Origin of the sequence: Pseudomonas sp. 32_A (assembly GCF_017490905.1) — a bacterium.
In the GTDB taxonomy this organism is placed as follows: Bacteria; Pseudomonadota; Gammaproteobacteria; order Pseudomonadales; family Pseudomonadaceae; genus Aquipseudomonas; species Aquipseudomonas inefficax.
Genome location: NZ_JAFGYI010000408.1, coordinates 1 through 429, shown reverse-complemented (window position 1 = coordinate 429; position 429 = coordinate 1). Strand labels below are relative to the sequence as shown.

The 429-nt window shown below is 65.7% G+C and carries 1 protein-coding gene; it reads left to right on the top strand.

The window, feature by feature from the left end; genetic code table 11:
• A partial coding sequence (locus J5M58_RS27270; RefSeq protein WP_207880600.1) for an AMP-binding protein occupies positions 1 to 429 on the top strand: 429 nt, incomplete at both ends.

Sequence of the window (429 nt, the reverse complement as noted above, 5' to 3'; positions counted from 1 at the left end):
GAATATAGCGGCACGATCGGCCTGCCGCTGCCGTCGACCGAGATCGCGATTCGCGACGACGCGGGCGACGACGTGCCGCTCGGCCAGCCGGGCGAGATCTGTATCCGCGGCCCGCAGGTGATGGCGGGCTACTGGAACCGCCCGGACGAAACCGCGAAGGTGATGATGCCGGACGGGTTCTTCAAGACGGGCGACGTTGGCGTGATGGACGCGCGCGGCTACGTGAAGATCGTCGATCGGAAGAAGGACATGATCCTCGTGTCGGGTTTCAACGTCTATCCGAACGAGGTCGAGGACGTCGTCGCGTCGCACCCGGGCGTGTTCGAGGTCGCGGCGGTCGGCGTGCCCGACGAGCATTCGGGCGAGGCGGTGAAGCTCTTCGTCGTCAAGAAGGACCCGGCGCTCACCGACAAGGACCTGCTTGCATAC